This window comes from Streptomyces sp. R818 (assembly GCF_056172735.1).
In genome coordinates this window covers 254,809-279,403 of sequence record NZ_JAOCNE010000004.1, presented here as the reverse complement: position 1 = coordinate 279,403, position 24,595 = coordinate 254,809, and the positions used below count along the sequence as shown (strand labels likewise).

Below are 24,595 nucleotides of genomic sequence, written 5' to 3'. Positions count from 1 at the left end.
GAGGTTTGCGCCCCGCCCTGTCCCTCGTCCGTGTGGTGCGGCGGGCGGACCCGCACCGCGAGAATTCTCGGCTTCCGTTGAACACACCCACCGTCCCCGCCCGTACCTAGGGCCATGTGCGGACCCGACCGGGCTCCCACAACACCCCAGCAACACACGGGAGTTGACGATGAAGACCTCCTGGCGGAACGCCTCGCTCGTAGCGACAGCCGCTGCCCTGCTCGCGCTGACGACGGCGTGCGGTCAGGACAACGGCGACGGTGCGGCGAACGGTCAGAACGTGGGCAACGCCGCTCCGGCGCAGGGCGGTTACGGCTCCGACGGCTACGGGTCCGACGGATACGGCTCGGCGAAGGAGGGGGCCGCCGCGCCCAAGGCCAAGGCCGCCGGGCAGCTGACCGTCTGGGACAGCAAGAAGCTCGGCAAGGTCGTCACGGACAGCGCCGGGTTCACGCTCTACCGCTTCGACAAGGACACGGCGCAGCCGCCCAAGTCGAACTGCGACGCGACCTGCCTGAAGGCGTGGCCGGCGGTCCCGGCGAGCGGCGCCGAGGCCGCGCCCGGCGTCGATGCCGCCCTGATCGGCGAGGTCACCGCGGCCGACGGCACGAAGCAGCTCACCATCGACGGCTGGCCGATGTACCGCTACGCCATGGACGCCGCGCCCGGCGACGCCAAGGGGCAGGGCGTGGGCGGCACCTGGTACGCCGCCGCCCCCGACGGCAAGAAGGCGAGCCCGGCCGCCGCGCAACCCGCCGACCTCGCCGGACTGTCGACGCGGATGGACCCGAAGCTCGGCGAGATCGTCGTCGACAAGAACGGGATGACCGTCTACCGCTTCCTGAAGGACTCGGCCTGGCCGATCAAGTCCAACTGCGTCGGCGCGTGCGCGAAGAAGTGGCCCGCGGTCGCGCCGGTCGCCAAGAACGACACGAAGAACATCCCCCTGAAGGGCTACATGACCTTCGACCGGCCCGACGGGACCCAGCAGCAGACGCTGAACTGCTGGCCCGTGTACACCTTCTCCGGCGACACGAAACCCGGTGACACCAACGGCCAGGGCGTGGGCGGCACGTGGTACGCGGCGGCGCCCGACGGCAAGCCGGTGGGCCGCCCCGCGCAGTAGAACGCTGGAGGATCGGTCGAATGCCGGTCCGTTCCCCGTATGGCCGTGACAAGGTCATACGCCGGGAACGGGCCGGTTCTCTTCGTTGGGGAAAGAGGCGGTTTCGAGGCGGTTTCGGAACCGCATCTTCTGGCACGTGCCGCAGGCAGTGACCGAGAACGGATGGTCAATTTCCGGTTTGGCTCGTACCTTTGGCGGCTGATCAGTAGCCTCTGCTCGAACACCGGCTCGCCTACGCCTTGGAGAGAGTGATGGATCGTCCTGCCTGGGCCCCGCAGGGCATCGACATCTCGGTGCCCAGCGTGTCCCGGATCTACGACTACTACCTGGGCGGTTCGCACAACTTCGAGGTCGACCGGGAGGCCGCACGCAGGGCCATGGAGTTCCTGCCGGGCCTGCCCAAGATCATGCAGGCGAACCGGGCGTTCATGCGGCGCGCCGTGCGGTACGCCGTCGACGAGGGCATCACCCAGTTCCTCGACATCGGCTCCGGCATCCCGACCTTCGGCAACGTCCACGAGGTCGCGCAGCGCGCAAGACCCGGCGCCCGCGTGGTCTACGTCGACCACGACCCGGTCGCCGTCGCGCACAGCCGGGCCGTCCTCGACGGCAACCCGGACACCGCCGTCGTCGCCGCCGACCTGCGCAAGCCGCGCGAGATCCTGCGCAGCCCCGAGGTCACCGGACTCCTCGACCTGGACCGCCCGGTCGCGCTGCTCCTCGTCGCCGTCCTGCACTTCATCGAGGACGCCGACGACCCCTACGCGGCGGTCGCCGAACTGCGCGAGGCGCTCGCCCCGGGCAGCGTGCTGATCATCACGCACGCCACCTACGAAGGCATGCCGATACCCGAGGAACAGGCCGGCGGGGCGGTCGACGTCTACCGCGACGACGTCCGCAACCCGCTCATCATGCGGAGCCGCGACGAGATCGGACGGTTCTTCCAGGGGTACGAGGTGGTCGAGCCGGGCATCGTGCCCATGCCGGTGTGGCGGCCGCAGACCGCGCCCGAGGACGAGGACCCGTTCACCTTCGCGGGCTATGTGGGAGTGGGGCGCAAGCCGTGAGCACAGAGCCGGGCGGACCGGAGGACAGACTGCGCAGGTTCGCCACGATCTGGAGCCGGGCCATCTTCCCGGTGACGGCGACCTCCCTGACCAGGCCCGAGTTCGAGGAGGAACTCGTGCCGCTCGCCCGCAGCCTGCGCGACGCGCTGGGCGCACGGGCCCTGGACGCCGCGCAGGGGCAGGCCGTCGGCGCGGCCCTGATCGACGTGCACTGCACCGACCCGGAGGCGCTCAGCCGCACCCTCGACGTCGTCGACGCCTACCTCGTCCTGTACTGCGGCGAGGAGGCGCGCACCGCCGAGCGCGAGGACGACCTGCGGGCCCGCTGCGCCCGCCTCCAGCACACCGTCGCCGCCGGGTTCGCCGCCGCGCTGCGCGAGCGGACCCGCACCGAGCAGGAGGCCATCTCGCTGGCCGCGCTCAACGCCCGCAGCGCCGTCGCCGAGGCGCTCCACGCCAGCGAGGCCCGGTTCCGCGCGGTCTTCCACGGCGCCGCCATCGGCATCAGCATCGCCTCCCTCGACGGCACCGTCCTGGAGGTCAACGACGCGCTGGTGCGGATGTTCGGCGGCGCCGAGGGAATGCTGCGCGGGCGCAACGTCGCCGAGTGGACCCACCCCGACGACGCGCCGCAGGTCTGGCACCTCTACCACGAGCTGGTGCGCGGCGAGCGCGAGCACTACCGCGTCGAGAAGGCGTTCCACCGGCCCGACGGCACGGCCCTGTGGACCAACCTCACGGTCTCGCTGCTCCGCGACGCCGACGGTGTGCCCCAGTACCAGCTCGCGCTCCTGGAGGACACCACCGAGCGCCGCCTGCTCAACCTCCGGCTCCGCTACGAGGCCACGCACGACGCGCTCACCGGACTGCCCAACCGCACCCTGTTCTTCGAACGCCTGGAGAAGGTGCTCGGCGCGGGCGAAGGCATGCGGTTCGGCCTCTGCTACCTCGACCTCGACGGCTTCAAGACCATCAACGACAGCCTCGGCCACGCGGTGGGCGACCGGCTCCTCGTCGAGGTCGCCGACCGGCTCCAGGCCTGCGCCACCGCCCCCGGCGAGATGGTCGCCCGGCTCGGCGGCGACGAGTTCGTGGCGCTCACCACCGGCGGGGACACCGAGGCCGAGGTCGACGAACTCGCCGACCGCATCATGGGAGCGCTCGCCTCGCCGATCCGCATCGACAACCGCGAGCTGACGGTGCGCGGCTCCATCGGCATCGTCGAGGGCCCGGTCGGCGACCGCAGCCCGGCGGAGGTGCTCCGCAGCGCCGACATCACCATGTACCGGGCCAAGTCCGCGGGCGGCAACCGCTACGAGCTGGCCGACCCCGAGGCCGACGCCCGCGCCATCACCCGGCACGGCCTCACCACCGCGCTGCCCGCCGCGCTCGACCGCGGCGAGTTCTTCATCGAGTACCAGCCCCTCGTCCACCTCGGCGACGGCAGCGTGCGCGGTGCCGAGGCGCTGGTGCGCTGGCGCCATCCGCAGCACGGGGTCCTCGGACCGGACCGGTTCATCCCGCTCGCCGAGCACACCGGGCTCATCGTGCCGCTCGGGCGGTGGGTCCTGGAGGAGTCCGTACGCCAGGCCCGCGTCTGGCAGCAGCGGCACGCCGACGCGGGGCCGCTCCGCATCAACGTGAACCTTTCGCCGATGCAGCTCACGCACCCCGGGCTGGTCTCCGACACGGTCGACATCCTTGAGCGGTCCGGGCTCGCGCCGGGGGCGTTGTGCCTGGAGGTGACCGAGTCGGCGCTGATCGGGGCGGACGACGACCTTCTGAAGCCGCTTCGACGCCTGTCGGAGATGGGGGTCGACATAGCCCTGGACGACTTCGGTACGGGGTACTCGAACCTGGCGAATCTGCGGCGCCTGCCCGTGAACGTGCTCAAGCTGGACCGGTCCTTCACGCAGGGCATGCAGCAGTTCCCGGCGGATCCGGTGGACCTGAAGATCGTCGAGGGCATCGTGGCACTGGCCCACTCCCTGGATCTGGCGGTCACCGTGGAGGGGGTCGAGACCGGGGCTCAGGCCGAGCAGTTGCGGGAACTGGGGTGCGACACGGCCCAGGGCTGGTACTACGCGCGTCCCGGGCCGCCGGATCGGTTGCACGAACTGGCCTTGGCCGACGCGACCGGCTAGCCCACGCGGAGCGAGTGTCGTGTGCGCCGCCGTCGTGGCTGGTCGCGCAGTTCCCCGCGCCCCTGGGCATGCGGCTGCGCCGCGATGCCTGTCTTCGTCGTCGGCTGCGGCGCCGCGCTGGCTGGTCGCGCAGTTCCCCGCGCCCCTGGAATGCGCACTGCGTGCGGCATTCCAGCTATGGGGCTGCGGCGAAGCCGCATGCCTCAGGGGCGCGGGGAACTGCGCGACCAGCCACGACGCGACTCGCACTCGGCGATGGGACGTGACCCCTACGGCGCGGCGCGCTCCCGCTCGAAAAGCATGCGCTGAAGCTCACGCGCCGCCCGAGGCGGAGCCACGTCGCTCCGGTGGGCCAGCGCGATGGTCCGATGCAGACCGGGCCGCGCCAGAGGCGTGACGCGGAGGCCGGGCCCCGCCCGGAGCGCGACCATGCGGGGCACCACGGCGACGCCGAGCCCGGCCCGGACAAAACCCAGGACCGCGTCCATCTCACCCCCCTCGACCGCGAAATCCGGCTCGAACCCCTCCGCCCGGCACGCCGCCACCGTGAGCTCCCGCAAGTCGTAACCGTGCCGGAACATGACCAGCCGCTCCCCCTCCAGATCGGAGATCCGGACCGACTTCCGCCCCCGCCCCGGCCGCGGCGCGCTCGGTGACGAGACGACCACCAGCTCCTCCCGCAGCAACTCCACCGTCGTCAGCGCGGGCGCCGGCGCCGGAAGAGGCAGGACCACCAGCGCCAGATCCACCGCCCCGCGCGCAAGCTCCCGTACGAGGTCGAGCGAGCCGCCCTCCTCGATGAGCAGCTGGATCCCGGGATAGCGGTCGTGGAAGGCGCGGAGCACGTCCGGCAGGAGGCCCGTGCACAGGGACGGGGTCGCCCCGAGCCGGACCCGCCCGCGCCGCAGCTGTGCCAGCTCCTGGACCTCGTAGCGCGCCGTGTCCGCGTCCGCGAGGATCCGCCGGGCCAGCGGCAGCAGCGCCTCACCGGCGTCCGTCAGCGTGATGTTGCCCCGGGCGCGGTGGAAGAGGTCCGCCCCCAGCTCCCGCTCGAGGGCCCGGATCTGCTGGGAGAGCGACGGCTGGGCCACATGGACCAATGCGGCGGCGTGGGTGAAGTGCCGGGTCTCCGCCACGGCGACGAAGTACTGAAGCTGCTGGAACTGCATGAACGCCACGATAGTTCCCCGCATAGGCAATGCCTATGGAAATGAGCCGCATCATGTCTTGGACCGATCGGCCCCCTCGGGCCTAACGTCTCGTCCCATGGCTCTGGCAACGCGGGCGGACCGACGACCGTCCATGACGCGCACGCTCTGGGACAGCTCCCTCGGCAAGAAGACCGTGATGGCGGTCAGCGGCATCGTGATGCTGCTGTACCTGGTCGCGCACATGATCGGGAACCTCAAGATCTTCTTCGGTCCCGGGGAGATCAACCACTACGCCCACTGGCTGCGCACCATGGGCGAGCCGGTGCTGCACTACGAGTGGGCGCTGTGGCTCGTGCGCATCGTGCTCGTCGCTGCCGTCGTGGCGCACGCCACCTCCGCGTACCAGCTGAGCCGTCGCGACATCAAGGCGCGCCCGAGCAAGTACGTGCACAAGAAGCCGGGCGCGAGCTACGCCACCCGCACGATGCGCTGGGGCGGGATCATCCTCGGCCTGTTCATCGTCTGGCACATCCTCGACCTGACGACCGGCACCGTGCACCCGGGCGGGTACGAGCACCTGCACCCGTACCAGAACATCATCGACACGTTCTCGACCTGGTACGGCAATGTCATCTACATCGTCGCGATGGTCGCCCTCGGCTTCCACGTCCAGCACGGGTTCTGGAGCGCCGCGCAGACCCTGGGCGTCGGCAGCCGGACCCGGGACCGCGTTCTGAAGGCCGTCGGCAACGTTCTCGCCGTACTGCTCACCCTCGGCTTCATCGCCGTGCCCGTGGGCGTCATGACCGGATTGGTGAGCTGAGGAACGACATGAGCACCTACGCGGACTACACCACCGGCGAGCCCGTCGTCGACGGCAAGGCCCCGGCCGGGCCCGTCCACGAGCGCTGGGACACCCGTCGCTTCGAGGCCAAGCTGGTCAACCCCGCCAACCGGCGCAAGCACACCGTCATCGTCGTCGGGACGGGGCTCGCCGGCGGCAGCGCCGGGGCCACGCTCGCCGAGCAGGGCTACCACGTCGTCCAGTTCTGCTACCAGGACTCGCCGCGCCGCGCGCACTCGATCGCCGCGCAGGGCGGTATCAACGCCGCGAAGAACTACCGCAACGACGGCGACTCCGTGCACCGGCTCTTCTACGACACCGTCAAGGGCGGCGACTTCCGCGCCCGCGAGTCGAACGTCCACCGGCTCGCGCAGATCTCCGTCGAGATCATCGACCAGTGCGTCGCGCAGGGCGTCCCGTTCGCCCGCGAGTACGGGGGTCTCCTCGACACCCGGTCCTTCGGCGGCGTCCAGGTGTCGCGCACCTTCTACGCCCGTGGCCAGACCGGGCAGCAGCTCCTGCTCGGCGCCTACCAGGCACTCAGCCGCCAGGTCGCCGCCGGGAACATCGAGCTTCATCCTCGTACCGAGATGCTCGACCTCGTCATCGTCGACGGGAAGGCGCGCGGCATCGTCGCCCGCGATCTCGTCACCGGGAAGATCGACACGTATTTCGCGGACGCCGTCGTCCTCGCCTCCGGCGGCTACGGCAACGTCTTCTACCTCTCCACCAACGCCATGAACTCCAACGCGACCGCCATCTGGCGGGCGCACCGGCGCGGCGCGTACTTCGCCAACCCCTGCTTCACGCAGATCCACCCCACCTGCATCCCGCGCACCGGCGACCACCAGTCGAAGCTGACGCTGATGAGCGAGTCGCTGCGCAACGACGGGCGGATCTGGGTGCCGAAGGCCAAGGGCGACGACCGCCCGGCCAACAAGATCCCCGAGGACGAGCGCGACTACTACCTGGAGCGCATCTACCCCTCCTTCGGCAACCTCGTCCCCCGCGACATCGCCTCCCGCGCCGCGAAGAACGTGTGCGACGAGGGGAGGGGGGTCGGGCCCGGCGGACAGGGTGTGTACCTGGACTTCGCCGACGCCATCGCGCGCATGGGCCGCAAGGCCGTCGAGGCCAAGTACGGCAACCTCTTCGACATGTACCAGCGGATCACCGACGAGGATCCGTACAAGGTGCCCATGCGGATCTACCCGGCCGTGCACTACACGATGGGCGGCCTGTGGGTCGACTACGACCTCCAGACCACCATTCCCGGCCTCTTCGCGATCGGTGAGGCCAACTTCTCCGACCACGGCGCCAACCGGCTCGGCGCCTCCGCGCTGATGCAGGGGCTCGCCGACGGCTACTTCGTCCTCCCCGCCACCATCAACGACTACCTAGCGAAGAACCCGCACACGGAGAACGTGGACGCCGCGCACCCCGCGACCGTCGAGGTCGTGCGCGAGACCGAGGAGCGGCTCGCGAAGCTGCTCGCCGTCGACGGGGACCGCACCCCTGACTCCTTCCACCGCGAACTCGGCGAGCTGATGTGGGAGTTCTGCGGCATGGCACGGACCGAGACCGGTCTGCGCAAGGCCCTTGAGCGCATCCCGCAGATCCGTGAGGAGTTCTGGCGCCGCATCAAGGTCCCGGGGACCGGTGAGGAGTTCAACCAGTCCCTGGAGAAGGCCAACCGCATCGTCGACTACATCGAGCTGGCCGAGCTGATGTGCCTCGACGCGCTGCACCGCGCCGAGTCCTGCGGTGGCCACTTCCGCGAGGAGTCGCAGACCCCGGACGGTGAGGCCGAACGCCGCGACGAGGAGTTCTCCTACGCCGCCGCCTGGGAGTTCACCGGCACCGGCGACGCCCCCGTCCTGCACAAGGAAGACCTCGTCTTCGAGTACGTCCACCCCACTCAGCGGAGCTACGCATGAAGCTCACCCTGCGCGTCTGGCGCCAGAAGAACGCCGACGCCGAAGGCGCCATGTCCACGTACGAGGTGGACGGGATCTCCCAGGACATGTCGTTCCTGGAGATGCTCGACACCCTCAACGAGGAGCTCATCGTCAAGGGCGAGGACCCCGTCGCCTTCGACCACGACTGCCGCGAGGGCATCTGCGGCGCGTGCTCGCTCGTCATCAACGGCGACGCGCACGGTCCGGAGCGCACCACCACCTGCCAGCTCCACATGCGGTCGTTCAAGGACGGCGACACGATCGACATCGAGCCGTGGCGCGCCTCCGCGTTCCCCGTCATCAAGGACCTCGTCGTCGACCGTTCGGCCTTCGACCGGATCATCCAGTCCGGCGGCTACATCACGGCCCCGACCGGCGCCGCCCCCGAGGCCCACTCCACCCCGGTGCCCAAGCCGGACGCGGACTTCGCCTTCGAGAACGCCGAGTGCATCGGCTGCGGCGCCTGCGTCGCCGCCTGCCCCAACGGCGCGGCGATGCTCTTCACCTCCGCCAAGATCAACCACCTGAACGTCCTGCCGCAGGGCGCGCCCGAGCGCGAGACCCGCGTCCTGGACATGGTGGCGCAGATGGACGAGGAGGGCTTCGGCGGCTGCACGCTCGCCGGTGAGTGCGCGACGGCCTGTCCGAAGGGCATCCCGCTGTTCTCCATCACCAGCATGAACAAGGAGTGGCTGCGCGCGAACCGCAAGGTCAGCCGCTGAGTCCATGGAAGGCGTCCCGCGAAGAGCGCGGGGTGGGCGGGGCCGGGAGCTGGTGCTCTCCCGGCCCCGTCATCGTCCCAGGCACCCGTCGCAGGGGCCTGACGAAGCGTCATGCCGGGGCGGTACCGTCGCGTCCATGTACCCGGGAGCGTACGACCGAGCCAGGCCGGCCGTCGTCACGGCAGACGGCGGCACCACCCTCACCTATGGCGCGCTGGAGGAGAACTCCCTCCGCCTCGCCGACCATCTGCGCACGGCGGGCCTGCGCAGAGGCGACCACCTCGCTCTGCTGTCCGACAACGACCCGCGTGTCATGGAGGTGTACTGGGCGGCAGTCCGCTCCGGGCTCTACCTCACCGCCGTCAACCATCATCTGACCGCCGAGGAAGCCGCCTACATTGTGCGGGACTGCGGGGCGCGGGCCCTGATCGTCGCCGATGCCGCACTCAGTGAACTGAGCTCAGCAGTCGCTGAGTTGGTGTCCGAGGTGACGCACCGCCTCGGCTTCGACGACGGGACGTACGCCGCCGCCCTCGCCGCCGCGTCACCCGAGCCGCCCGCGCACCAGCCGCGCGGCACCGACATGCTCTACTCGTCCGGCACGACGGGCCGCCCCAAGGGGGTGCAACCGGCGCTGCCCGAGGGCGACATCCGCACCGACCCCTCCACGTACCAGCTCCTCTTCCAGCCCATGTACGGCTTCGGCGAGGACAGCGTCTACCTGTGCCCGGCGCCGCTGTACCACGCGGCGCCGCTGCGGTTCTGCCACACGGTCACGGCGACGGGCGGCACCGTCGTCCTCATGCACTCCTTCGACGCGGAAGGTGCGCTGGCGGCGATCGAGCGCCACCGGGTCACGCACAGCCAGTGGGTCCCGACGATGTTCGTGCGCATGCTCAAGCTGCCCGACGCGGTGCGCGAGCGCTACGACACCTCGTCGCTGAAGGTCGCCGTCCACGCCGCCGCGCCGTGCCCGGTGGAGGTCAAGCGGCGCATGATGGACTGGTGGGGGCCCGTCCTGTACGAGTACTACGCGGCGACCGAGGGCAACGGCATCACCTTCATCGGCCCCGACGAGTGGCTGCGCAAACCCGGCTCCGTCGGCCGCGCCGGGCTCCTCGGCGAACTGCGGATCTGCGACGAGGAGGGGAAACCGCTGCCGCCGGGGGAGACGGGCATCGTCTACTTCGAACGGGACGAGCTGCCGTTCCGCTACCACCACGACGACGACCGCACCCGCGAGGCCCAGCACCCCGTCCACCCGAACTGGACGACCACGGGCGACATCGGCCATGTCGACGACGACGGCTACCTCTTCCTCACCGACCGCCGCGCCTTCACGATCATCTCCGGCGGCGTCAACATCTACCCGCAGGAGATCGAGGACTGCCTGGTGCTCCACCCGTCCGTCGCCGACGTCGCGGTCATCGGGGTGCCGGACGAGGAGATGGGCGAGGCGGTACGGGCGTACGTGCAACCGGCCGAAGGAGCCGTTCCCGGACCGGAGTTGGCCGCTGAACTGACCGCATACGTACGCACCCGCATCGCCCACTACAAGGTGCCGAGAGAACTGGAGTTCGTGCCCGCTCTCCCACGGACCCCCACGGGCAAGCTGGCGAAAGGAAAACTCCGCCAAGGGGCGCGGGGCTGTATCGACTAGCGGCTCCGCCGCGGGGCGCGACCAGCCACGCAGCACCTGCAGTCGTGAACGCTCACGAGCCCAGCAGACGCTGAAGATAAGGAGCCGTGCGGCTCAAGGATTCAGCGGCGACCACCGCAGGCGGCCCGGCGGCCACCACAACCCCACCCGCCCCACCCCCACCGGGCCCCATGTCCACCACCCAGTCCGCCCCGGCGACAACGGCCATGTCATGCTCCACCACCACCACGGAGTGCCCCGCCTCGACGAGCCCGTGCAGCTGCCGCAGGAGCACCTCCACATCGGCCGGGTGCAACCCGGTGGTGGGCTCGTCGAGGAGATAGAGGGTGTGCCCGCGCCGCGCCCGCTGCAACTCACTCGCCAGCTTGATGCGCTGCGCCTCGCCGCCGGAGAGTTCCGTGGCGGGCTGGCCGAGCCGCAGGTAGCCGAGCCCCACGTCGAGCAGGGTGCGCAGGGAGCGGAGGACCGCCTTGGCCGCGTCGTCCTCGGCGAAGAACTCGGCGGCGGACTCCACGGTCAGGTCGAGCACCTCGGCGATGTTCCGCCCCTGGTAGGTCACGTCGAGCGTCCGCGGGTTGTAGCGCGCCCCGCCGCAGTCCGGGCACGGCGCGTACGTGCTCGGCAGGAAGAGGAGCTCGACGCTGACGAAGCCCTCGCCCTGGCAGGTCTCGCACCGGCCGCCCGCGACGTTGAAGGAGAAGCGGCCGACGCCGTAGCCGCGCTCCTTCGCCGCGTCGGTCCGAGCGAACACCTTGCGCACGACGTCGAAGAGCCCGGTGTACGTGGCCAGGTTGGAGCGCGGAGTGCGCCCGATCGGCTTCTGGTCGACGACCACGAGCCGCCCGACGCCCGGCAGGTCCTCCGTGATCGCGCCGATCAGCGTCGACTTGCCGGACCCGGAGACACCGGTGACAGCGGTGAACGCACCCACGGGCAGCTCTGCCGTCACGCCCTGGAGGTTGTGCCGGGTCACCGGTCCGACCTTCAGCCAGCCGCGCGGCTCGCGGACCCGCCGCCCGCCCTTCGGTCCGTCGTCGAACAAGAAGCGTGCGGTCGCCGAGGACGCGACCCCGCGCAGCTCCGCCACCGGTCCGCTGTGCAGCACCTGCCCGCCGTGCTCGCCGGCCAGCGGGCCGACGTCGACGAGCCAGTCGGCGTGCCGCACGACGTCCAGCTGGTGCTCGACGACGAACACCGAGTTGCCCGCCGCCTTGAGCCGGTCCAGGACGGTGAGAAGGGACTCCGTGTCGGCTGGGTGCAGCCCGGCGGACGGCTCGTCGAGGACGTACACGACGCCGAACAGGCCCGACCGCAACTGCGTGGCGAGGCGCAGCCGTTGCAGCTCACCTGACGAGAGAGTCGGGGTCGCGCGGTCGGGGCTCAGGTAGCCGAGGCCCAGTTCGGTGATGGTCGCGATACGGGCCCGCAGGTCGTCCGTGAGCACCCGGGCCGTCTCGGAGTCGCCCTCGTGCGCCGCAAGGATCTCCGCAAGCTCCGTCAGCGGCAGCCGGGCGAGGTCGGCGATGGTCCGGCCGCCGAACGTCACGGCCAGGGCCTCCGCCCGCAGCCGCGCGCCGCCGCACACCGGGCACGCCTCGCTGCTCAGGAACTTCTCCGCCTTCGCGCGCAGCGCCTGGGACTTGGAGTCGGCGAACGTCTTCAGCACGTACCGGTTCGCGCTCATGTACGTGCCCTGGTACGGGCGCTGGATGCGGTCCGCGTCCCGTACCGGGTGCACGGTGACGACGGGCTGCTCGTCGGTGAACAGGATCCAGTCGCGGTCCTCCTGCGCGAGGTCCCGCCAGGGGCGGTCCACGTCGTACCCGAGGGCGTCGAGGACGTCGCGCAGGTTCTTGCCCTGCCAGGCGCCCGGCCACGCGGCGATCGCGCCCTCCCGGATCGACAGGGACGGGTCGGGGACCAGCAGCTCCTCGGTGGTGCGGTGCACCTGGCCCAGGCCGTGGCAGTGCGGGCAGGCGCCCGCGGCCGTGTTGGGCGAGAAGGAGTCGGAGTCGAGCCGCTCCGCGCCCGGCGGGTAGGCGCCGGCCCGCGAGAAGAGCATGCGCAGGGAGTTGGAGAGCGTGGTGACCGTGCCGACGGACGAGCGGGACGTGGGCGCCGAGCGGCTCTGTTGCAGGGACACCGCCGGGGGCAGCCCGCTGATCGCACCGACCTTCGGGGCGCCGACCTGGTGGATGAGGCGGCGCGCGTACGGGGCGACCGACTCGAAGTAGCGGCGCTGCGCCTCCGCGTAGATCGTGCCGAACGCGAGCGACGACTTGCCCGAGCCCGACACCCCCGTGAAGACCGCGAGGACGTCGCGCGGGACGTCCACGTCGACGCCCTTGAGGTTGTGCTCGCGGGCCCCGCGGACCCGGACGAAGCCGTCGTGGCGGGGGTCGGACGAGGACGGCGGCAACGACATGGACGCGGCTCCTGGGGTGCGTGGGGCAGGCCGGATGGATCGGACGGAGGGGAGCGGGCAAATCACACGATTCTAGGCCGCCGCGCTCCGGAGACCGGACACGGCGTCGCCGAAGGCGGATTCCAGTACCGATATTGATACTGTGGTGCTATTCTCCGTATCATCGAGTGGAGGGAGAAGCCATGCCCGCTGACCGTGCGCTGCCCGGCCCCGGCGCCGTCGAGCTGATCGGCCGCGTCCGGGAACTGGCCGCCGATGTGCTCGCCCCGCACGCCGCCGAGGCGGAGGCCGCGAGCGCCTTTCCCCGGGACGCCTTCCGCTCGCTGGGCCGCGCCGGACTGCTCGGCCTTGCCTACGGCAGGGAGTACGGGGGCGGCGGCCAGAGCTACGAGGTGTACCTGCAGGCGCTCGAAGAGGTGGCGTCCGCCTGGGCGAGCGTCGGCGTCGGCGTCTCCGTGCACGCCATGTCCTGCTTCCCGCTCGCCGTCTTCGGCACCGAGCAGCAGCGCCGCCGCTGGCTCCCCGACATGCTCGGCGGCGACCTCCTCGGCGCCTACTGCCTCTCCGAGCCCGAGGCGGGCTCCGACCCGGCCTCGATGCGCACCCGCGCCGTCCTCGACGGCGACCACTACGTGCTGAACGGCGTGAAGGCCTGGACGACGCACGGTGGCCACGCCGACTTCTACACCGTGATGGCCCGCACCTCCGACGACCGCTCGCACGGCATCTCCTGCTTCCTCGTCCCCGCCGGCACACCCGGTCTGAGCGCCGACCCGCCCGAGCGGAAGATGGGCCTCACCGGCTCGGCCACCGCGTCCATGCGCTTCGACGACGTCCGCATTCCCGTCGAGCGGCGCATCGGCAGCGAGGGGCAGGGCCTGCAGATCGCCCTCGCGGCGCTCGACTGCGGCCGCATGGGCATCGCCGCCGTCGCCACGGGGCTCGCGCAGGCGGCCCTGGACGAGGCGGTCGACTACGCCCGCGACCACGAGTCCGACGGGCAGCCGCTCATCGCCCAGCAGGGCCCGGCCTTCGCGCTCGCGGACCTGGCCGCGTCGGTCGCCGCCGCCCGCGCCACCACGCTCGCCGCCGCCCGCCGCAAGGACCAGGGCCTCACCTTCGGGCAGGAGGCGTCCATCGCCAAGCTGGTCGCCACCGACCAGGCCATGAAGGTCACCGGCGGCGCCGTGGACCTGCTCGGCGAGGACGGCTGGTCGAGCCGGTACCCCGTCGAGCGGTACCTGCGCGAGGCCAAGGTCATGCAGATCTTCGAGGGCACCAACCAGATCCAGCGCCTGGTGATCAGCCGCGCCCTCGCCAAGGCCGCGCCGGGCGCCCTGAGCGCCCCGCCCGTGCGCCGGGAGCGGCGTCAGGAAGCGACGGCGTGGACGATGAGGGAGGCCAGCTCCGCGTAGGCCTCGGAGTCGCTGAGCCCGGTGCGGTGGGTCACCTCGCCGCGCTGGATCGCCTGCATGGTGGCGGCGGCGACCTCGCCCACGAACGCCGCGTGCACCTCGCGGAAGGCGCCCGCCGTGACGCCCTCCGTGATGAGCTGCCGGATCCGGTCGGCGGCGAGCCGCGTGTTGGCCTCGTAGACCTCGCGCGTGGCGTCGAAGTCGGCCATGTCGTCGAGGAACTGCCGCGACAGCGGCCGCAGTTGCTCCGCGACCGCCGTGAGGTAGGCGACCACCCGCTCGGCCGGGGCGGAGGTGTCGGCGACCTGCTTCTCGACCGCGGCCGTCGCGTTCTTGAAGTAGTGCTTCACCGCCTCGCGCACCAGGCCCTGCTTGCTCCGCGCGAGCTGGTACAGCGTCGTCTTCGAGCAGCGGAGCCGCTCCGCCAGGTCGTCGAGGGTGAAGGAGGCGAATCCCTCCGCGACGAGGAGCGTCACCAGCCGTTCGAGCAGGTCTGTCTGGCGTGCTGTACGGCGGGCGGCTGGTGGCATGTCCACAAGAATATCCGTCCCGCGCACCCCCACGATCACTGGCCGGACGAAGGCCCCGCCGGGCTCAGCCGCGCGACCCGGGCGAGGCGCCGGTAGGACTCCAGGAGGTCCTCCCGGTCGTACGTGCTGGTCGTGACCAGGACTTCCTGGGCGCCACTCTCCTTGATGACGCGCTCAAGAGCGTCCGCGACCTGCTGTTCGGTGCCCGCGATGTGGCCGCGCAGCCCGGACTCGTACAGCTCGCGTTCCTTGGCGGTCATCTCCAGGCCGGTGATCCGCTCGGCGGGCGGCAGCGGCGGGAAGGTGCCGTGGGTGCGGGAGTACGCCATCGACCACGCCTCGGGGACGAGCAGGCGGCGGGCCTCCGGTTCGCTGCCGGCCACGGCGACCGTCCCGGAGATCACCACGTACGGCTCCTCGGCCCAGGGCGAGGGGCGGAACTCGGCGCGGTAGCGGTCGATGCCGCTCAGCATCCTCTCCCGGTCGCGGAGGTCGCCGATGACCATGGGCAGGCCCGCGCGGGCCGCGATCGAGGCGCCCTCGCCCATGGCCAGGAGATACGGCGGCACGGTGAGGCCCTCGCTCGGGCGGGCGTGGGCGTGGGTCGGGGATGTGCCGGTGAAGAAGGCGAGGAGCTCGTCGAGCTGCCCGGCGAAGCCGTCCGCGTCGGCGGCGTCCTTCTCACGGCCCAGCGCCTTGCGGACGCCGTCGGTGAACCCGACGGAGCGGCCGATCCCCATGTCGATCCGGCCCGGGAACAGCGACTCCAGGACCCCGAACTGCTCGGCGACGACGAGCGGCCGGTGGTTGGGCAGCATGACACCGCCGGTGCCGACCCGGATCGTGCGGGTCGCCGCCGCGACGGCCGCAGCGAGGACGGTCGGCGCGGACCCCGCGACCCCGGGCACGCCGTGGTGCTCGGCGACCCACACGCGGTGGTAGCCGAGGCGCTCCAGGTCCTGGGCGAGCGCGACGGTGTCGCGCAGCGCCTGCGGGGCCGTGGAGCCCTCCCGGATCCGGGAGCGGTCCAGGACGGAGAAGCGGGTCGTCTCGATCACGGTGGTCACGTTCGTTCCAACACGGTGGCTCCGCAGGGATTCCCGGAGGTGCGCCGTAAGGTGCGCTCATGACCCGGGACGCACGGCCGCTGGCCGTCTTCGATCTGGACGGCACGCTCGCCGACACCGCCCACCGGCAGGAATTCCTGGAGCGCAGACCACGGGACTGGAACGCGTTCTTCGCCGCGGCGCCCGCCGACCCGCCGCTCGCCGAGGGCGTCGCCCTGGTCCTGGACAGCGCGCGCGAGTGCGAGATCGTGTACCTCACCGGGCGCCCCGAGCGCTGCCGCGCCGACACCGAGGCGTGGCTCGCGGCCCAGGGCCTGCCGGCCGCGAGGCTGATGATGCGGCGCGACGACGATCGCAGGCCCGCCCGCCGCACCAAGCTCGACGTGCTGCGCCGCCTGGCGCGCGGCCGCACCGTCCACATGCTCGTCGACGACGACGAGCTGGTCTGCGACGACGCGGAGCGCGCCGGTTTCCCCGTCGTACGGGCCCGCTGGGCGAGCACGTCGGCGGCGCTGAAGGACGCCCAGGAGCGCGAGGGGCGGACCTGAGCGCCCGGCGGGCGCCGTCAGACGTCGTCCTCGAGGCGGAAGCCCACCTTGAGGCCCACCTGGTAGTGCTCGACGTCGCCGTCGACGATCTGGCCGCGGACCTGGGTGACCTCGAACCAGTCGAGGTTGCGCAGGGTCTGTGAGGCGCGTGCGATCCCGTTGCGGATCGCCTGGTCGACACCCTCGTGGGAGGTGCCGACGATCTCCGTGACGCGATAGGTGTGATTCGACATGTCTCCACCGTGCCCCAGGGTGCCCGTGCGCGCGAGAGGGCGGACGCCGCGCGAGCCGGATCCACGGCTTCCGCGCCGCTGCGACTTACTTTCCGGTAACCCTTGACCGCCTCATTGGTACATACCAAAATCCAGCCACATACCCGTACGAGCTGACTGCTCCTCCCCCCACGTCGGGCGATCCGACCTGTTCGCAGGCAGAAAGTGACCCCCCGTGAGATCCCGCCGTGGCGTGCTGTCCCTCTGTTCCCTCGTCGTCGTGACCGGCACGCTCGTCAGCGCGTGCGGCGTCCTGCCGGGCGGCGACCCCGAGCGGCGCACGGTCACCGTGTGGCTGATGCGCAACAGCGCCTCGGACGCGTTCGTCGAGCGCTTCACCAAGCAGTTCGAGGCCGACCACACCGACCTCCGCCTCGACGTCCGCGTCCAGGAATGGACCGGCATCGGCGAGAAGGTCTCCGCCGCCCTGAAGAAGGAGAAGGGCGGCGACGGGGCCCCCGACGTCATCGAGGTCGGCAACACCCAGGTGCCGCAGTACATCGACCAGGGCGGCCTGCTCGACCTGTCCCTGGAGTCCGCCCGCGACCTCGGCATGCAGGACTGGCTGCCCGGCCTCGCCGAGCCCGGCGTCGACAACTCCCGCCAGTTCGGCATCCCCTGGTACGCCGCCAACCGCGTCGTCATCTACAACAAGGACCTCTTCGAGCAGGCGGACGTGAAGAAGCCGCCGAAGACCCGCGACGAGTGGCTGGACATGACGCGCCGCCTCGACACCGCCTCGACCCAGGGCATCTACCTCGCCGGACAGGACTGGTACAGCCTCGCCGGGTTCATCTGGGACGAGGGCGGCGAACTGGCGAACGAGTCGACCGGCACCTGGACCGGCGCCCTCGACTCACCGGCCGCGCTGCGCGCCATGGACTTCTACGAGCGGCTCCAGGCGCTCGGCGACGGCCCCAAGGACGCCGACGAGGAACACCCCTCCCAGGCCGACCAGTTCGCGAAGGGCGACATCGCCCAGATCATCTCGGTCCCCGGCGCGGCCCAGCAGATCGTGGACAAGAACCCGGAGCTCAAGGGCCGGCTCGGCTACTTCCCGATTCCCGGCAAGACTGCCGCGCGCGCGGGCGCCGTCTTCACCGGCGGCTCGGACCTCGTCGTGCCGGGCAACACCGACGACCGGTCGGGCGCGATCGACGTGGTGAAGGAGCTGGCAGGCGAGAAGTGGAACACCGAGCTTGCCAAGACGATGAACTATGTGCCGAACAAGACGACCCTGGCCGACGCCGTCAGCGGCGAGCCGGGCGTCGCCGCGATGGCGGTCGGCGCCGCGCACGGCAAGGCGACCCCCGCGTCCCCGCTCTGGGCGAACGTGGAGGCCGCCGACAACCCCATCAAGTCCTACATGTCCCGGGTCCTGTCGGGCGCGGACCCGGCCACCGAGGCGAAGAAGGCCGCACAGGAGATCACCCGCCGCCTGGACGACAGCGCCGAGTGACCATGTGGGCTCCCGCGTCTCAGGTGGCGGGCACGGTGCTCAGTGACAGGGCGAACCGGCCCTCCGCGTCCGTCCACCACTCGGTCAACTCAAGCCCGGCGGAAGCGAGTTCACCACGTACCCCCTCGCGCCGGAACTTCGCCGACACCTCCGTGCGCAGGTCCTCGCCCGCCGCGAAGGTCACCGCGATGTCGAGCGCGGGGATCTTCACGGTCTGCGCGACGGCCGAGCGCAGCCGCATCTCGATCCACTCGCGCTCGGCGTCCCACACGGCCACGTGCCGGAAGGCGTCGGGGTCGAAGTCGGCTCCGAGCTCGCGGTTGACCACGCTCAGGACGTTCTTGTCGAACGCGGCGGTGACGCCCGCCGCGTCGTCGTAGGCGGCGACCAGCGTCGCCTCGTCCTTGACCAGGTCGGTCCCGAGCAGGAAGAAGTCACCGGGGGAGAGCAGACCCCGTACGGAGGTGAGGAACGCGGCGCGCTCCTCGGGCAGCAGGTTGCCGATCGTGCCGCCGAGGAACGCCACCAGACGCGGCCCGGGTGTCGTGGGCAGCTCCAGCGTGCGTGTGAAGTCCGCGACGAGGGCATGGACGGCGAGCGCGGGGTGCTCGGCGAGCAGCAGTTTCGCCGCTCCCCGCAGCGCGCTCTCGCTCACGTCCACGGGCACGTAGTGCGTCAGCTCCGGAAACGAGTCCAGGAGGTGGCGGGTCTTGTCGGAGGAGCCCGAACCCAGCTCGACCAGGGTCCGCGCCCCGGTCGCCGCGGCGATCTCCGGGGCGCGGGCGAGGAGGATCTCGCGTTCGGCGCGGGTCGGGTAGTACTCGGGCAGGGTGGTGATCTCGTCGAAGAGATCGCTGCCGCGCGCGTCGTAGAACCACTTCGGCGGCAGCGTCTTCGGCGTTGCGGACAGGCCGTGCAGGACGTCGGCGCGCAGGGCGGCGCCGGTGGCGTCCTCGGGAAGGGTGCGGGTCAGTGCGTACGGGCTCACGCGGGAGGCTCCTTGAGCGGGGTCAGGAGGACGTCGGTGCGGCTCGCCGCGAGCAGCGTGCGGTCGGGCACCTCGGTCCAGCGCGGGTCGTCGTCGTACGGCTCCGAGGCGACGACGGTGCGCCGCCCCGGCTCGGACAGGTACCAGAGGGTGTCGCCCCAGGCGGTCGCGGCGATCGTCTCGCCGTTGGAGAGCAGGAAGTTGAGGCGGGCGCCGGGGGTGATCCCGGCGACCTCCAGGACGGTGTCGGCCAGCGCCTGCGCCGCATCGATCTCGGCGGCACCCCCGCGCAATCGGCGCAGTATCAGCGCCCACAGGAACGCCGCGTCGCAGCGGGCCTCCATGGAGAGCAGATCGGCGGCGGGCAGCGCCGGCACCAGCGGGGTCAGCGAGCGCGGCCAGCCGGGCACCGCGCCGTTGTGGCTGAACAGCCACGGCCCCGAGGCGTACGGCGCCGCCGCGGCCTCCTGGTCGGGGCCCGCGACGGTGGCGTCCCTGACCGCCGCGAGCAGCGCGCCCGAGCGGACCACGCGGGCCAGGTCGACGTAGGACGGGTCGGCCCAGATGGGTCCGGCCCGGCGGTAGCGGGCGGGGACCGGGTCGCCGTCCGCGTACCAGCCGACACCGAAACCGTCGGCGTTGACCGTGCCGTGGCGCTGTCTGCGCGGCGCCCACGACTGCTGGAACAGGCTGTGCGGCGGCGCGTCGAGCACCTCGCCGAGCGGGACAGGCGGCCCGAGGTAGGCCAGGTGGCGGCACATCAGGCGGCCTCCCGGGCCTCGGCGTCGCGGGCCGTGCGGAACCCCGCGAAGATCTGCCGCCGCACGGGCAGGTCCCAGTTGCGGAACGTGCCCCGGCAGGCGACCGCGTCGACCGCGAACGAGCCGCCGCGCAGCACCTTGTGGTCGGGGCCGAAGAACACCTCCGAGTACTCGCGGTAGGGGTAGGCGACGAAGCCGGGGTAGGGCAGGAAGTCGCTCGCCGTCCACTCCCAGACGTCACCGATCAACTGCCGCACCCCCAGCGGGGACCGGCCGAGCGGGTAGCTGCCCGCCGGGGCCGGGCGCAGATGGCGCTGGCCCAGGTTGGCCCGCTCGGGCGTCGGGTCGGCGTCGCCCCACGGGTAGCGCAGCGAGCGGCCCGAGACGGGGTCGAAGCGGGCGGCCTTCTCCCACTCCTCCTCGCTCGGCAGACGGCGCCCCGCCCAGCGGGCGTAGGCGTCGGCCTCGTACCAGGACACGTGCAGCACCGGCTCGTCCGGCGGGACCACCTCCGTCACCCCGAACCGGCGGCGCAGCCACTGGCCCGCCTCGCGCCGCCAGAACCGGGGCGCCTCGAAGCCGCCCTCCTGGACCATGGCCCAGCCGTCCCGCGCCCACCAGCGGGGGTCGCGGTAGCCGCCGTCGGCGATGAACTCCAGGTACTTGCCGTTCGTCACCGGCACCGTGTCGATGTGGAACGCCGGGACGAACCTGGCGTGCGCGGGGCGTTCGTTGTCCAGCGCCCACGGCTCGGCCGTCGTGCCCATGGTGAACGGGCCGCCGGGGACGAGGACCTCGGCCGGGCCGTCGAACGGCTCGGACAGGGGCTCCGGGCCGGGCGCGGTGAGCGCGGCGGCGCCGGTCCGCAGCTGGTGCGTGATCAGCATGGTCTCGTCGTGCTGCTGCTCGTGCTGGGCGATCATCCCGAAGGCGAACCCCGACCGGGTCAGCCGCTCCGCGCCGTCCGCCTCGAACGACGCCCCGTCCAGGATGTCGAGCGCCCGGCCGCGCACCTCCGCCGCGTAACCGCGCGCCTCCTGCGGCGCCAGCAACGGCAGCCGGGGCCGCTCGGAGCGCGGGTGCTCGAAGGCGTCGTACAGCGGGTCGATCTCGGGCCGTATCGCCTCGCGGCCCGCGACCGCCCGCAGCAGCCACTGCTCCTCCTGGTTGCCTATGTGGGCGAGGTCCCACACCAGCGGCGACATCAACGGCGAGTGCTGCGCGGTGAGTTCGGGCTCCTCGACACAGCTGGTGAGGAGCGTGGTGCGACGGCGCGCGGTCAGCAGGGCGTCCGCCGCGCGACGGCGCAACGCCTCCGGATCCGTGGTGACGTTCTCCTCGATGGTCATGAGTGGACGGACCTCCCCGGAGCGGGATCGGACAGCAGGTCGAGCACGTCGTCGGCGGGACACCGGCCCCGCAGCACCTGGCGGTGCGTGAAGTCCGCGACCGTCTCAAGGACGCGGGTGTCGGCGCCGAGTCTCGGCAGCGCGTCCAGCGCCGTCGTGAAGCAGGCCGCCGCGGCCTCGCGCAGCTCGGGGTCGGCGAGGCCGAGCCGGGCCGCGTCCCGCCACAGCGGATTGTGCGGCGCGGGGGTCGCGCCCGCGCGCTCCGCGAGCGGCTTGACGGCGCGGTACGCGGTCTCGGCCGCCTGCGGATCGTCGAACAGCGCGGTCGTGACGGCGAGCGGCAGGAGCCACCCGTCGTCGCCCGGCTGCGCGTCGATCATCCGCAGTTCGAGGTGGCCGCGCGGGCGCACCGGCGGGAACAGCGTGGTCAGGTGGTAGTCGAGGTCGGAACGGGTCGGCGGCCGGGGCCCCGCGCCCCGGGCGCCTCTGATCCAGTCCCGGAACGACACGGCCTCCGGGACGTGCCACGGGCCGCTCTCCGTGCGCACGCACATCACGGGCGCGTCCAGGACGTGCCGCGCCCAGGCCGCGCGCGGCTCACCCTCCAGCGGCGGCGCGCCGGAGCGGCCCACCGCGATGCGGTCCCACAGCAGTTGCCGCGTGGAGCGCCAGCCCGTCGGCGTGCCGGACAGCACCGGCGAGTTGGCGAACGCGGCGACCAGGACGGGGCCGAGCAGATGCGCCAGACGCCAGCGCCTGCCGAAGCCGAGCGGGCCCGGCTCCTCGTGCCCCGCGTCCAGGCACACCTGCACGGAGGCGGAGGAGCACATCATCGACCGCCCGGCCGGACCGGCACGGTCGAGGGACGCCTCCAGGGCGTCGTAACGGGGTTCACGCAACACGCGTCGCGGGGGGCGCCACGGATCGGTGCCGTGGCCGGACAGGACGAGTCCGTGGCCGCGGAGCGCGGCGCGGACGGCGGTCAGATCGGCCCGCATGGCCGAGACGCATTCCATCAGCGAGGCGGCGGGGAGCGAGCTCAGCTCCAGCTGGCCGCCGGGTTCCACGGTGAGCGCCGAGCGCAGCGGCAGGGCGCGCAGTGCGGCGTACGCCGCGTCGAGCCGTTCGGGGGGCAGCAGGAGCCGTGGGCGCCCCGGCTCGTGGACGATCCACTCCAGCTCCACACCCACCGTGCGGGGCGGTCCGGTCTTGAAACAGATGCCCTGTACCAGGGCCTCCGTCCCGGCCTCGGTGATCCGCTCACCGAGCGCCGTACAGTCTCCCTCACCCATGTCGGGCCTCCAGTCCTCGTGGACTCCATGGTCGCCGGTGGCGACCACGCCGTCATGTCGGTCCGGCGCGGAGCCGTCCCGGGCGACGCTCGTACCACCCAAGACGCTCGCGGCGGTCCGCACAAGAGTGCCCCGGGGCGCCGCCGGTAAAGCCTGGGCGGCGCGGACATGGCCGGGGGAGGGAGGAGGAGGGATCAGTTCCAGCCGTAGCGCTCGCGCAGCCGCAGGACGACCAGGTTGAAGCGGCCCCGGTCCAGGGCGCACGCCTCGCGGCGCATCCCGCGCTCGTGCACACGCAGTACGCGGTCCACGTTCACCCACGAGTCGCGGCCGCTCCGGTCCCAGGGCCCCGCGCCGATCGCGACCCACTCGCGGTCGTCGTCGTGGCGCTTGCTGGACAGCTGCACGGCGAGCAGCGTGCCCGCCGCCTCGCGCGCGACGACGAGCACAGGACGGTCCTTGCCGCGCCCGTCGTTCTCCTCGTAGGGCACCCACGTCCAGACGATCTCACCCGGGTCCGGGTCCCCGTCGTGCTCCGGCGCGTACTCGGTCCGCACCCGCCCGACCTGGCGCGGCTCGGCCTCCACCGTGGCCGTGGGGCCGTGGCGGCCGGGGTTCTCCCCGATGGCGTTGTCATCCGTAAAGGCAGTCACGCGGGTCACGTTAGAGCCTGGACGGCGCAATCCGCGCGGCGGGTGCGCCGGGCGGGCCGGAGGCTCACCTCATGGCACGACACATATACGCAGGCACTTACCGAGGCGTCGTCACCGTCCTGGGCGTGCTGCTCACCCTGAGCGCCGCCGCCCCCGTCCGCTCGGCGCCGCCGCCCCCGCGCACCGTCTCCGCCTGGCTGCCCTACTGGGACCAGGAAGCCGCCTACCAGGACGCGCTCGCGCACGCCGCGCAGCTCCGCACCGTCAGCCCCTTCTGGTACGCCATGAAGTCCGCGACCCGCGTGGACGGCTACCAGGGCGCGGGGGAGCGGCGCGTCATCGACGGCCTGCGCGCCAAGGGCGTCCAGGTCGTCCCGACCGTCAACGACCAGGTCGGGCCGGGTGTCCTGGCCGCCGTCCTGACCCGTCCCGAGCAGCGCGCGGCCCACGTCGAGGCGCTGCTCGCCGTCGTGCGCAGCCGCGCCTACGACGGCCTCGACGTCGACTACGAGACGATCGCGCCGACCCCGGACGCCACCTACGAGGCCGTGCGCGACGGCTACGCCGCCTTCGTCACCGACCTGTGTGCGAAACTGCACGCCCTGCGCAAACAGTGCTTCGTCACCGTCACCCCCAAGACCCGCATCAGCGGCCGCGTCTGGGACTACAAGAAGCTCGGCGCCGCCGCCGACCGGCTGCGCGTCATGGCGTACAACCTGCACCACGCCCAGGGCGCACCCGGCCCGCTCACCTCGCCCGCCTGGTACGACGAGATCCTGACCCGCGCGACCGCCGAAGTCCCGCCCGAGAAAGTGGAGTTGGGGCTTCCGGCGTACGGCTGGGACTGGGCCGTCGGCAGCAAGGCGCGCGCGAAGGCCGTCACGACGAAGGAGGCCGAGGCGCTGCGCCGCAAGGTCAAGGCGCCCTACGCGCTCGACAAGGCGTCAAGCACGCCGCACTTCACGTACAAGGACGGGAGGACCGAGCGCGTCGTCTGGTACCAGGACGCCCGCGGCACCGCCGCCCACCTGCCCGTTCTGCGCAAACACAAGGTGGCGAACACCGTGCTGTGGGCCCTCGGCTTCGAGCAGCCCGAGCTGTGGAGCACGCTGGCGACGAGGTAGCCGCGGGGCCGCCGGAGCCGTCTGGAAAGATGCCGGGGGT

General features: G+C 71.9%; 21 protein-coding genes. 11 read left to right on the top strand and 10 right to left on the bottom strand.

Annotated features, from left to right (window positions below; all coding sequences use genetic code 11):
- The first annotated feature begins 169 nt into the window (after positions 1-169).
- From N5I75_RS14230 to N5I75_RS14220, 3 genes are all read left to right on the top strand, one after another.
- Positions 170-1,126, top strand: a complete 957-nt coding sequence (locus tag N5I75_RS14230) for an SCO0930 family lipoprotein (RefSeq protein WP_476677472.1) — start codon at positions 170-172, stop codon at positions 1,124-1,126.
- Positions 1,127-1,377: 251 nt separating this feature from the next.
- Positions 1,378-2,193: an SAM-dependent methyltransferase gene (locus N5I75_RS14225; protein ID WP_476677470.1), complete on the top strand. Its 816-nt coding sequence runs from the start codon at positions 1,378-1,380 to the stop codon at positions 2,191-2,193.
- Positions 2,190-4,337: a putative bifunctional diguanylate cyclase/phosphodiesterase gene (locus N5I75_RS14220; RefSeq protein ID WP_476677468.1), complete on the top strand. Its 2,148-nt coding sequence runs from the start codon at positions 2,190-2,192 to the stop codon at positions 4,335-4,337. Before N5I75_RS14225 ends, N5I75_RS14220 begins: the two co-directional genes overlap by 4 nt.
- Before the next feature lie 269 nt (positions 4,338-4,606).
- On the opposite strand, the gene N5I75_RS14215 is transcribed toward N5I75_RS14220, so the two are convergent.
- Complete coding sequence (locus tag N5I75_RS14215) at positions 4,607-5,506, bottom strand: LysR family transcriptional regulator (protein ID WP_476677466.1); 900 nt, start codon at positions 5,504-5,506, stop codon at positions 4,607-4,609.
- Positions 5,507-5,603: 97 nt separating this feature from the next.
- Here N5I75_RS14215 and N5I75_RS14210 point away from each other — a divergent pair, with 97 nt between their 5' ends.
- The 4 genes from N5I75_RS14210 to N5I75_RS14195 all read left to right on the top strand — a co-directional run bounded on the left by N5I75_RS14210 (position 5,604) and on the right by N5I75_RS14195 (position 10,672).
- Complete coding sequence (locus N5I75_RS14210) at positions 5,604-6,311, top strand: succinate dehydrogenase (RefSeq protein WP_476677465.1); 708 nt, start codon at positions 5,604-5,606, stop codon at positions 6,309-6,311.
- An 8-nt stretch (positions 6,312-6,319) separates the two neighbouring features.
- A complete protein-coding gene (locus N5I75_RS14205) occupies positions 6,320-8,269 on the top strand; it encodes a fumarate reductase/succinate dehydrogenase flavoprotein subunit (RefSeq protein ID WP_476677463.1) in 1,950 nt (649 codons plus the stop codon).
- Complete coding sequence (locus N5I75_RS14200) at positions 8,266-9,012, top strand: succinate dehydrogenase/fumarate reductase iron-sulfur subunit (protein WP_476677462.1); 747 nt, start codon at positions 8,266-8,268, stop codon at positions 9,010-9,012. Before N5I75_RS14205 ends, N5I75_RS14200 begins: the two co-directional genes overlap by 4 nt.
- Positions 9,013-9,148: 136 nt before the next feature.
- Entirely contained in the window at positions 9,149-10,672 is a 1,524-nt protein-coding gene (locus tag N5I75_RS14195) for an acyl-CoA synthetase (RefSeq protein ID WP_476677460.1), read from the top strand.
- 52 nt (positions 10,673-10,724) lie between these two features.
- Here N5I75_RS14195 and N5I75_RS14190 read toward each other — a convergent pair whose 3' ends face one another.
- On the bottom strand, positions 10,725-13,097 hold the full coding sequence (locus tag N5I75_RS14190; protein ID WP_476677458.1) for an ATP-binding cassette domain-containing protein: 2,373 nt from the start codon (positions 13,095-13,097) through the stop codon (positions 10,725-10,727).
- Positions 13,098-13,279: 182 nt separating this feature from the next.
- Between N5I75_RS14190 and N5I75_RS14185 the strand changes: the two genes are divergently transcribed.
- A complete protein-coding gene (locus N5I75_RS14185; protein ID WP_476677456.1) occupies positions 13,280-14,512 on the top strand; it encodes an acyl-CoA dehydrogenase family protein in 1,233 nt (410 codons plus the stop codon).
- On the opposite strand, the gene N5I75_RS14180 is transcribed toward N5I75_RS14185, so the two are convergent.
- Positions 14,467-15,042, bottom strand: a complete 576-nt coding sequence (locus N5I75_RS14180; RefSeq protein ID WP_476677454.1) for a TetR/AcrR family transcriptional regulator — start codon at positions 15,040-15,042, stop codon at positions 14,467-14,469. The two genes, N5I75_RS14185 and N5I75_RS14180, sit on opposite strands and share 46 nt — an antisense overlap.
- 35 nt (positions 15,043-15,077) lie before the next feature.
- Positions 15,078-16,109 carry an LLM class flavin-dependent oxidoreductase gene (locus tag N5I75_RS14175; protein WP_476677452.1) on the bottom strand — a complete coding sequence of 344 codons (1,032 nt, stop codon included), beginning with the start codon at positions 16,107-16,109 and terminating at the stop codon, positions 15,078-15,080.
- A 59-nt stretch (positions 16,110-16,168) separates the two neighbouring features.
- On the opposite strand from N5I75_RS14175, the gene N5I75_RS14170 reads away from it, so the two are divergent.
- Complete coding sequence (locus N5I75_RS14170; RefSeq protein ID WP_476677450.1) at positions 16,169-16,657, top strand: phosphatase domain-containing protein; 489 nt, start codon at positions 16,169-16,171, stop codon at positions 16,655-16,657.
- Between the two features lie 17 nt (positions 16,658-16,674).
- Here the strand turns inward: N5I75_RS14170 and N5I75_RS14165 are convergent, their stop codons facing one another.
- Positions 16,675-16,890, bottom strand: coding sequence for a dodecin (locus tag N5I75_RS14165; RefSeq protein ID WP_476677448.1), 216 nt, complete (start codon positions 16,888-16,890; stop codon positions 16,675-16,677).
- Positions 16,891-17,104: 214 nt separating this feature from the next.
- Here N5I75_RS14165 and N5I75_RS14160 point away from each other — a divergent pair, with 214 nt between their 5' ends.
- Positions 17,105-18,388 carry an extracellular solute-binding protein gene (locus N5I75_RS14160; protein WP_476677447.1) on the top strand — a complete coding sequence of 428 codons (1,284 nt, stop codon included), beginning with the start codon at positions 17,105-17,107 and terminating at the stop codon, positions 18,386-18,388.
- Between the two features lie 19 nt (positions 18,389-18,407).
- Here the strand turns inward: N5I75_RS14160 and egtD are convergent, their stop codons facing one another.
- From egtD to N5I75_RS14135, 5 genes are all read right to left on the bottom strand, one after another.
- A complete protein-coding gene (egtD, locus tag N5I75_RS14155; RefSeq protein ID WP_476677445.1) occupies positions 18,408-19,376 on the bottom strand; it encodes an L-histidine N(alpha)-methyltransferase in 969 nt (322 codons plus the stop codon).
- Positions 19,373-20,137, bottom strand: coding sequence for an ergothioneine biosynthesis protein EgtC (egtC, locus tag N5I75_RS14150; protein WP_476677443.1), 765 nt, complete (start codon positions 20,135-20,137; stop codon positions 19,373-19,375). The genes egtD and egtC overlap by 4 nt, the downstream gene beginning before the upstream one ends.
- Entirely contained in the window at positions 20,137-21,486 is a 1,350-nt protein-coding gene (gene egtB / locus N5I75_RS14145) for an ergothioneine biosynthesis protein EgtB (protein ID WP_476677441.1), read from the bottom strand. Before egtB ends, egtC begins: the two co-directional genes overlap by 1 nt.
- Positions 21,483-22,778 carry an ergothioneine biosynthesis glutamate--cysteine ligase EgtA gene (gene egtA, locus N5I75_RS14140; RefSeq protein ID WP_476677440.1) on the bottom strand — a complete coding sequence of 432 codons (1,296 nt, stop codon included), beginning with the start codon at positions 22,776-22,778 and terminating at the stop codon, positions 21,483-21,485. Before egtA ends, egtB begins: the two co-directional genes overlap by 4 nt.
- 194 nt (positions 22,779-22,972) lie before the next feature.
- On the bottom strand, positions 22,973-23,431 hold the full coding sequence (locus tag N5I75_RS14135) for a type II toxin-antitoxin system PemK/MazF family toxin (RefSeq protein ID WP_476677438.1): 459 nt from the start codon (positions 23,429-23,431) through the stop codon (positions 22,973-22,975).
- Between the two features lie 71 nt (positions 23,432-23,502).
- On the opposite strand from N5I75_RS14135, the gene N5I75_RS14130 reads away from it, so the two are divergent.
- Positions 23,503-24,555, top strand: coding sequence for a glycosyl hydrolase family 18 protein (locus N5I75_RS14130; RefSeq protein WP_476677436.1), 1,053 nt, complete (start codon positions 23,503-23,505; stop codon positions 24,553-24,555).
- The last annotated feature ends 40 nt before the right edge of the window (positions 24,556-24,595 follow it).

Coding starts and splice junctions, on each gene's coding strand:
- N5I75_RS14230 (WP_476677472.1), top strand. CDS start 170: ATGAAGACCTCCTGGCGGAACGCCTCGCTCGTAGCGACAGCCGCTGCC.
- N5I75_RS14225 (WP_476677470.1), top strand. CDS start 1,378: ATGGATCGTCCTGCCTGGGCCCCGCAGGGCATCGACATCTCGGTGCCC.
- N5I75_RS14215 (WP_476677466.1), bottom strand. CDS start 5,506: ATGCAGTTCCAGCAGCTTCAGTACTTCGTCGCCGTGGCGGAGACCCGG.
- N5I75_RS14210 (WP_476677465.1), top strand. CDS start 5,604: ATGGCTCTGGCAACGCGGGCGGACCGACGACCGTCCATGACGCGCACG.
- N5I75_RS14205 (WP_476677463.1), top strand. CDS start 6,320: ATGAGCACCTACGCGGACTACACCACCGGCGAGCCCGTCGTCGACGGC.
- N5I75_RS14200 (WP_476677462.1), top strand. CDS start 8,266: ATGAAGCTCACCCTGCGCGTCTGGCGCCAGAAGAACGCCGACGCCGAA.
- N5I75_RS14195 (WP_476677460.1), top strand. CDS start 9,149: ATGTACCCGGGAGCGTACGACCGAGCCAGGCCGGCCGTCGTCACGGCA.
- N5I75_RS14190 (WP_476677458.1), bottom strand. CDS start 13,097: ATGTCGTTGCCGCCGTCCTCGTCCGACCCCCGCCACGACGGCTTCGTC.
- N5I75_RS14185 (WP_476677456.1), top strand. CDS start 13,280: ATGCCCGCTGACCGTGCGCTGCCCGGCCCCGGCGCCGTCGAGCTGATC.
- N5I75_RS14180 (WP_476677454.1), bottom strand. CDS start 15,042: ATGCCACCAGCCGCCCGCCGTACAGCACGCCAGACAGACCTGCTCGAA.
- N5I75_RS14170 (WP_476677450.1), top strand. CDS start 16,169: ATGACCCGGGACGCACGGCCGCTGGCCGTCTTCGATCTGGACGGCACG.
- N5I75_RS14165 (WP_476677448.1), bottom strand. CDS start 16,890: ATGTCGAATCACACCTATCGCGTCACGGAGATCGTCGGCACCTCCCAC.
- egtC (WP_476677443.1), bottom strand. CDS start 20,137: ATGTGCCGCCACCTGGCCTACCTCGGGCCGCCTGTCCCGCTCGGCGAG.
- egtB (WP_476677441.1), bottom strand. CDS start 21,486: ATGACCATCGAGGAGAACGTCACCACGGATCCGGAGGCGTTGCGCCGT.
- egtA (WP_476677440.1), bottom strand. CDS start 22,778: ATGGGTGAGGGAGACTGTACGGCGCTCGGTGAGCGGATCACCGAGGCC.
- N5I75_RS14130 (WP_476677436.1), top strand. CDS start 23,503: ATGGCACGACACATATACGCAGGCACTTACCGAGGCGTCGTCACCGTC.